This window comes from Alphaproteobacteria bacterium LSUCC0719 (assembly GCA_040839025.1).
GTDB lineage: Bacteria > Pseudomonadota > Alphaproteobacteria > Puniceispirillales > Puniceispirillaceae > UBA8309.
Genome location: JBFPJN010000010.1, coordinates 1 through 7,589 on the forward strand (window position 1 = coordinate 1; position 7,589 = coordinate 7,589).

Genomic DNA, 7,589 nt, shown 5'->3' on the forward strand with positions numbered 1-7,589 from the left:
TCAAGTAAAGACACTACCTTGCGATCAATCAGGCTCTGCATCTGATCGGCCATATGCTCACAGTTATACGCTTCCTCACTGCCCCCCACCTGCTTTTGAAGATGAGACACCACAACCGCAGCTGCCAGTCCGGCGGCAACCCCTAGCCAAGCACCACTAGCCAGTGACGCCGCTCCGATAAACGCACCTGCTTTGGCGCTTCCCCAGCCAAACCGTCCAAGGATTCTTTCCGCAGTAGTGTGCCTTCTGCCAACATGCCAGCTCCGAGCTAGCAGCAAGATGGCAATTGTTAAACTGAGAGGGTTTGCAGCAAGCAGTGATCCTGCTGCAATTGAAGCTGCGTACTCTGCGAAATCTTCGATATCCTTTTGGTGCCAGCTTAGTGCCGCACCAACGACTGCCGCTAAAGCACCCGCACCCTCTGTAGCAGTGAAAGAAACTAAGTCTTTTAACCATTCTGGCTCGATTCCGATACGTGAAGCTGCAGCGGTAATCTGATCAAAACTATCTCGCGAAAAGTTCGCAATAGGCATACCCATCGGGGTAACTAGGTCTTTCCAATAAGCAGCTAGAAAGCCCAGCGCCTCTTCATTCAACCGATCATCAGGGAGTGCATTTCTTACTGCCTCCCACGCGCCAGCTACTGTGTGTCCACCATCAAATAATCTGTGGTCTGGTCCATACTCAGCAAAGACATTACGACCGGCGTCCATTGCTCGATCATAAATGGTTGAGCTGTTTTCTAAGACATCTCGGAGATACCGATCCATCTCCAAGCCTGCTGTACCAGCAAGTGCAGTATTGAAATAAATAGCGACTTGCTTGCTACTTATTGCAAGGCGTCCAGACAGCCGCGCACCTACTTCGTTCAAGTCGGGTTTGTGAAAAGAAAACTTCATGACAGATCAGCATTAGCGTCCTTTAATGCCTCTAAATACCCGCCACCGACCTCTGACACCACTTCCACCTTCGGCTTGCCCCAGCCTCGATCCAGCAACGCCTGAGCGGCTGTACCACGTACACGCTCATCCCTGCCGTGACGCATGAGGTCAACAAGCGTATCGATGGCCTCAAGAGTGTGAGATCGGGCCAGCTCGGCGACCCGCGCCTCATCCTTTGGACGACCTCCCGGATTACCGGAGGAGCCGGGTGCGAATTGGCCATTTTTTGCGCGTGGTGGTGTGTAAATTTGCATGTCACAACGTAACACGCTGAACACTCAAATTGTAGACGCTGTAGAGGTAATTGGATGGAACCTCGTCTTACCACGGCTTGTGAGTGATAAGCGTCATTGATAACAAGCAACCTTCGATTCAAGTGCCTGATTTTTGCCTAAGGCATTTATTTTTTCTCTTCTTTATGTTTATCTTTGGAGACTGGGGGATAACACACAATAGCTAGAAGTCCCCTATGTTCCCAAAACTCAAAATCGTAATTATGGCTTTCACAGCTGGGCTGTTGTCGCAGCAGGCTTTAGCTACAAATGAGCCTCAACAACTGATTAGCATTACGCTTTCCTGTTCGGGGGACAAATCAGGAGCACGTGGTTATTCAGAGGATTTTTGGGGGATTTATACATCAATAAGTTTTTCTTCAACGCGTGTCTGGATAGACAAAAATAACAAAAATGGTGATGGCATCATGCTGTTTTATGGGGACTTGAGGAACTCAGACGCCTCGATCTCTGGATACGGCACAAGGTTCAAATCAAAATATAAATGGAAATACGAATTCAGCGCATCTGATGTAGCCAGTATGAAAGACGCCCTTTTCGTGGGTCTACCCGGTTTCGAAAGTAAGGGGGACCGGAAATATGAGCGTGAATGCCTCTTAAAAGCAAACAATAAGCAGGATGGACTGGGGCAAATACAGTCAATGTTAATAGATGTGCGTGCAGGTAAACGACTGCCTAGCGTGATTGACGATTACCGCAAGCAAATCAAACAATTCGAGGAAGCAGCAAATCTCGCCGAAGCGTCGGCACAAGAGTTGGGGCGGTCCATAGCTTCACTAGAGACACAGTTAGACGCAGCCAAAGCCTCGTCCCAGGCGTCTGAGCGATCTATAGCTGCTCTGGAGGCGCAGCTGGACAGTCAGAAAAAAGAAAATCAGCAGCTTGAGCGTACCATCGAAGCCGCCAACAATGCGCAGGCCGAACTGAATGGCAGGCTGCAATTGCTCACCGAAGAAATTGAATCACAAAAGGCCGCCACAAAAGAAGCTCAAGCCGAGCTGGCAGAAGCCAAGCAGCAACCGGAACTCGTTTCCGAACTCAACAGTAAAGTCAGCGAGCTTTCGGACAATGTTGCAAAACAGTCTTCCGAGATAAATGCGCTCAGGGGTGACCGTGACGAACTCGAACGCAAGTTAGCCAGTGCAGAAACGGCGCTAGAAGAAAAGAACAATGCGCTATCTGCCCTGCAAGGTGATTTGGAAAAGAGGACTGAACTCGAGCTTAAGGTGAAAGAGCTGGAGTCAGAGCTGGCCGACTCAGCGGTAGGCTCAAAACAATTAGGAGCCTTGGCGACGACAATATCAGAGCTGAAGGAAACCTTGGCCGGCAAAGAGGCTGATATTGAAGAAAAGGCAAATTCTTTAAGCGAAGCGCAGGCCGAGATCGAGAGCTTACAGGCTAGGCTATCGGCGCTTGAGTTTTCAAATAATGAAATGGCCAGCAAATACCAAGAAACACAAACTGAACTGGATGCGCTCACTGAGCTATCCAACAAAATGAAAAAAGAAATAAGCGCGCAAAAGTCAGAAAATGAAAAGCTGCTTGCTGCAGCTAGTGCTCCCAAATGTGAAACTGAAAAAAGGCAAATCAACTATCTCAAATCAAAAGTCGAGGTTTGCGAAAAGACGCTTTTGGGCGACAGCTCAGAGGAATCTAGCAACGATACTGGGACAACTTCTCCTAGCAGCACCAAACCAGCGGAAAAACCAAGCGCCACGGCCCAATCAAAAGTGACACCGGCAGAAAATGTTCCGATGTTAAGATTAACGCCGAGTGGAGATGTTGACGGCCAGCTGATTCACCAATCCAAGAGCTTCAAATATTATCGCTGCGAGAATGTTGTGAGCCCTCAGCTAATCGAGTTCGGATTTAGATGGCTCCGCTCAATGTCGGATCAACTGCAAGTTCCTCCACCTTCGAATAGTTCGTGCGTGATCTACAAAGGATGGGGAATGTACACCGTCAAGTTTTTTGTGAGCGAACAGAACAGTCGCTGTTTTTATAAAAACTTCTGTAACGACACACGGGACATGTCTTTTGTTTTCAAGAACAAGCAAGTGTACCTAAACTTTATGGTCGTCAATGCAAAGACAAAGTTAACCAGACAGCAATGTGTGAATTTGAAAGGGAAAATCGTCAGCACAAAGGGCTGCAACGCGCTTTAAGAAATCCACATACATGTGGAATTCCAATGCTTGGGCCTAAATCTTAAAACTCAATCGGCGCAATATATGCGATGCACATTCGCAGGACGCGCACAGGCACATGTGAGGCGTTAAAATGGGTAGCTCTGGCCTCTTCCCCCAGCAGGGCCGGCATCCCTCGATGATGGTTGCACGTAACCCCTCGGCTGGTTATCCGGTCGGGGGGGATATGCTTTACAACCAAGGGCAGACGCTCTCTTCCAGATCGGGAAACTGCCGTTGCTCGTAGTCAGTGATGAGTAGATCGGTGCGGTCAGAGAGTGGCATAGTGGTGACCCCTTTCAGTTGGAGATAGTGTCATGAGGTTTTTGACGACAGCAGCGGTTGCGCTGTTGGTTGCTGTGCAGTGGCCCACTACGGCGAAGGCCACAATGGTTTGGGATGCCGATACACTGAAATTAGTATCTTTAAGTGTATGTGAGCGGGCATCGCAAACTGGAGTCTTGATGTGGGTTGATTCGCGCGACAAAGGTGAAACTCGTTGGTTTCTATGGGGGAGAAATCTCTATTCACAGAGGCTAATACGAAATGATGGAAAGCTAATTGCTTCATGCGCTGAGAGATCAGCTGAGTAACGCTGACGACATTAACTCACCTCGCCCCAGTCTGCGTCACGTCGATGTCGAAGCCGCCGAAACGGAACGACCTGTTGTCTGAGATCGTCAGCTTGTAGCTGAGATATCGCCCCGCTGCACAAGCATCGTCAGGATGATGGTGGTGAGGATGAGGCGCATTAGATTTTATTCTCGCTCAATAAAGCGCGGAGGTGGTTACCAGCATTTTTGTGCAGGTCGCTGATGCTCATCGTTTCACACCAATAGTCCAAGCCATAAGACATCTCAAGTCTCTGCCGGTCGAGGACAATTTCCTTTGGCTTTTTTTCTTCGTCTTGCGCGATGTAATGACGAGGTGTGGTTTTGGTTATGCGCCAAAAATCATAAGTGACATCATCATCTTCAAACTTCGCGATGCCCAGTTTTTTCCTGTCTTTAGTCAATAGCACAAATTGCACCCAAGTTTCTGGCTTGGATCGGCACTCCAAGCCTACTCCACCAACAAAGACCCCCGGGGCAGGTGAGAGTTGTTTTGCTCGGTTTGTGGTGTCCGCCCAAACCGACTGCGCGAGCATTGTCAGGATGATGGTGGTGAGGAGGAGGCGCATCGGTTTGCTCCACATAGCCGCTGCTGCCCCTTAGCTGATCGTCCAGCCAAGGGGCATCTGTTATAAAACCTAATGGATCAGTGCTGGATGAATGGCTCTGGAAAGTTTGTGAAAAATTCATCCGAGATTGGCGTCATCACACCGCTCTCAATTACTGCCCCAGCTTGTCGTCGCGTTTCAGTAAGCTCCACATCAGAACCAAAAGCTTGCATAGCTTCAACGCTGTCGAACTTCATGATTGCGATAAGGTTGGTCGGGTCTTCCTTCGTTGTACCTGCAAAAAGGAACTGCATACCCATCCCAGCCATTTTCTCTTTCTGCGAGAAGACCATTTCCTTCCAGTGGTTGAAGCCCTTGGTGATTGTGATTTCGCCTTTAACAATTATAGCCATTTTTAGTTACCCTTCATTGCGGTGCCTAAGAATCCCAACTTAATGTTACAGCTTTACTTCTCCAGCACCAGCTGCGCGTCCATCGACAGGAGGATGAAAGCTACGCAGAGACACAAATTGGCTCAGGGAAATAACGGGGTGGAGGTGAACTAAAGTTTTTTCTTGTGCCGAAGGTGCCGATTATGTCCGACTAACTTTTGGGAGGGCTACTTCAGGATGGTTGATAAAAATAAACAAATCGATCGGCAAATCTCGGCATTCCTAGCGATACGAGGCCATTCTTCCCCAAAAGAAGACTACTGGCAGATCTTTCGGGAGATGATGTCAGAAATCAACCACCTCCGAATGGCCATCAAATACCCCAAGACAGGGAGACAACGCGGCAGGCAACCGACAGCAGAACTCGATCGTGAACGTTATCAGCACCTAGTAGGTTTCTTGGCGTTTAAGCACAGCATTAGTGGAGAAGAGGCGGCGCATATTTTGTCAGAACTCTCTGTCCCCAATGATGGTGAAAAACATAGTGCCAAAACAATTCTTGAGCTGGCAAGTGGATGGAAGTCAAAGCATTTCTTGGCTGAACAACGTTCACTGCCAATGCCTGAACGATGGAAAATGCATGAAGAATGGCTGGATGAGCTTTCGGAAATGTTCGGAGATCCTGAATATTTTCCTGATTTAATTAGAAATTATAGTCCATCCGATTAAATCGGTTTTTCCCGGATCGAATTCCAGAAAGGTGTGATGATTATTGGTGAACACTTGCTCAACAGTATGACAGGTGATTACCAATGGTCGGACCAAACATCCCCACGAGCCTTGAAGATAAGAACGGCATCCCACTTTATCTGACTGCAGACGAGCTAGCTCGTTGGCTCGCAGTGCCTATTGCAACACTCAGCTACTGGCGGACTACGCGACAGGGGCCTCCATTCTGCCGCATCGGAAAGCATGTCCGCTACAGGCTAAGCGATGTTGAGGCGTGGTTGCAGGACAAGAGGGGGTAGATCGTGTTTTCACAGCAAATCATGCCGCCTCAAGAAATCCTGATCTCGCAGGCCTTGCGTCTTGCTGAAGAGGGTTTCCCAGTATTTCCGTGCAAAAGCGATAAGACGCCCGCCTGCAAACAGGGCTTCTATGACGCAACAACTGATCCTGACAAAATTCAACAGTTGTTTTCGCGATGTGATGCAGAGTTGATCGGCCTGCCTACCGGTAAAATATCAGGGCTGCTTGTCATCGACATCGACAAGAAGAATGGCAAAAACGGTTTTGAATGGCCTTCCCTTAATGAGCTACCACCAACGCGCTTGGTCGCCACTGTGAACGGAGGCTGTCACTATTATTTCAAGATGCCAGATGCTGACATAAAGTGCAGTGCTGGCTCTCTTCACGCAGGCGTGGACGTTAGAGGCGATGGGGGCTACGTCATTGCCCCACCATCTTCGGGATATCAGCTGATCATAGATGATGAACCTGCTGAGCTTACAGAGGCACTCCTCACTGAAATACAGCGGCAAGTTATTCCAGCCCAAAATATAGACGTTGGAGAGCGTCGTATTTTCGTCAGCGAAAATGAAAAGCGGCTCAGCATCGTCAATCAAGGCATTGCTTGGCACGAGCCAGTCAGGGATTTAGTGGCAAGTTATGTGTCTCAAGGCAAGTCAGATGCCGAGATCCTCGCGCTCGCGGAACACATCACTTGGCCAGAGTTCACTGTTAATCAGACAATCCGGGAACTCCGCACCTTCATAGATGGAGCTAGGCGCAAAGACTGGGCGCCTAAACTTTCGTACAATGAGAGCAAACAACGGCTTAAATCATACAGCGTTGACGAGTTATTCGCTCTAGGGCCACCTGAGTGGCTCATTGACAGACTTCTTACGAAGCAAGGCGTTGCATTTTTGGTAGGCCCAAGTGGTTCGTATAAAAGTTTTCTTGCTGTCGCAATGGCAACTCACATCGCTAATGGGAAGCCGTTTGCTGGGCTGCCTACACGAAAAGGTAGAGTTTTATACAGCGCTCATGAAGGCTTGAGAGGATTGCCCCCACGTTTCAAAGCGCTGGATATGGATACCTCTGAGGTAACATTGTGCGAAGGCGTAAACTTGGTAGGTGAAGAAGACGCTGACTGGGTAATCGATCAAGGCACGTTCGAGTTGGTGATTATAGATACCTTCTCGAAGGCTACGCCTGACCAAGAGGAGAATTCTTCTAGGGACATGACGCTAGCGTTAAGGTGCGCAGAGCGAATATCCGCTAAAACCGGTGCCACGGTCTTGATGATCACACACAATGGCAAAGACAAGAAAAAAGGCATCCGGGGTTCATCAGCTCTATTTGCCGGTGCTGACACGGTCTTGACTGTTTGCAAAACGAATAATGGCCTCAACGTTGATATAACGGTCGACAAACAGAAAGAAGGTGAGGATGGGGCAGTCTATAGCTTCAAAATGGAAAAAGCGAATGCAGTAGCGCCTTCGACCGGTGAAATAATTCCTACCCTTCGTGCGGTATCTTCAGCGGTGTCTTCAGCATCAACATTAAGTGCTGCGTCACAGGTCCAGCTTGTTCTGCGTGACGGTACACCACGCACC

The 7,589-nt window shown here is 48.8% G+C and carries 8 protein-coding genes; 4 read left to right on the forward strand and 4 right to left on the reverse strand.

What is annotated here, in order from left to right; all coding sequences use genetic code 11:
* Positions 1-899, reverse strand: an 899-nt coding sequence (locus tag AB3X55_13200) for a hypothetical protein (protein MEX0504542.1), incomplete at its 3' end; no start/stop codon positions are given.
* A complete protein-coding gene (locus AB3X55_13205) occupies positions 896-1,195 on the reverse strand; it encodes a DUF5681 domain-containing protein (GenBank protein MEX0504543.1) in 300 nt (99 codons plus the stop codon). The genes AB3X55_13200 and AB3X55_13205, both read right to left, overlap by 4 nt.
* A 215-nt stretch (positions 1,196-1,410) precedes the next feature.
* On the opposite strand from AB3X55_13205, the gene AB3X55_13210 reads away from it, so the two are divergent.
* Positions 1,411-3,399 (forward strand): hypothetical protein, encoded by a 1,989-nt coding sequence (locus tag AB3X55_13210; GenBank protein ID MEX0504544.1) that lies wholly within the window; start codon positions 1,411-1,413, stop codon positions 3,397-3,399.
* A 772-nt stretch (positions 3,400-4,171) separates the two neighbouring features.
* Here AB3X55_13210 and AB3X55_13215 read toward each other — a convergent pair.
* Both AB3X55_13215 and AB3X55_13220 read right to left on the reverse strand, forming a co-directional pair.
* Positions 4,172-4,600 carry a hypothetical protein gene (locus AB3X55_13215; GenBank protein ID MEX0504545.1) on the reverse strand — a complete coding sequence of 143 codons (429 nt, stop codon included), beginning with the start codon at positions 4,598-4,600 and terminating at the stop codon, positions 4,172-4,174.
* 77 nt (positions 4,601-4,677) lie between these two features.
* A complete protein-coding gene (locus AB3X55_13220; protein ID MEX0504546.1) occupies positions 4,678-4,992 on the reverse strand; it encodes a DUF3764 family protein in 315 nt (104 codons plus the stop codon).
* Positions 4,993-5,208: 216 nt separating this feature from the next.
* Between AB3X55_13220 and AB3X55_13225 the strand changes: the two genes are divergently transcribed.
* The 3 genes from AB3X55_13225 to AB3X55_13235 all read left to right on the forward strand — a co-directional run.
* Positions 5,209-5,700 (forward strand): hypothetical protein, encoded by a 492-nt coding sequence (locus AB3X55_13225; protein ID MEX0504547.1) that lies wholly within the window; start codon positions 5,209-5,211, stop codon positions 5,698-5,700.
* 83 nt (positions 5,701-5,783) lie between these two features.
* Positions 5,784-5,999, forward strand: coding sequence for a helix-turn-helix domain-containing protein (locus tag AB3X55_13230; GenBank protein ID MEX0504548.1), 216 nt, complete (start codon positions 5,784-5,786; stop codon positions 5,997-5,999).
* 3 nt (positions 6,000-6,002) lie between these two features.
* Positions 6,003-7,589, forward strand: a 1,587-nt coding sequence (locus AB3X55_13235; GenBank protein MEX0504549.1) for an AAA family ATPase, incomplete at its 3' end; no start/stop codon positions are given.

Bases quoted from the DNA above. Each gene is read 5' to 3' on its own strand.
- AB3X55_13215 (MEX0504545.1), bottom strand. From the start codon at position 4,600: ATGCGCCTCCTCCTCACCACCATCATCCTGACAATGCTCGCGCAGTCG.
- AB3X55_13205 (MEX0504543.1), bottom strand. From the start codon at position 1,195: ATGCAAATTTACACACCACCACGCGCAAAAAATGGCCAATTCGCACCC.
- AB3X55_13210 (MEX0504544.1), top strand. From the start codon at position 1,411: ATGTTCCCAAAACTCAAAATCGTAATTATGGCTTTCACAGCTGGGCTG.
- AB3X55_13230 (MEX0504548.1), top strand. From the start codon at position 5,784: ATGGTCGGACCAAACATCCCCACGAGCCTTGAAGATAAGAACGGCATC.
- AB3X55_13220 (MEX0504546.1), bottom strand. From the start codon at position 4,992: ATGGCTATAATTGTTAAAGGCGAAATCACAATCACCAAGGGCTTCAAC.
- AB3X55_13225 (MEX0504547.1), top strand. From the start codon at position 5,209: ATGGTTGATAAAAATAAACAAATCGATCGGCAAATCTCGGCATTCCTA.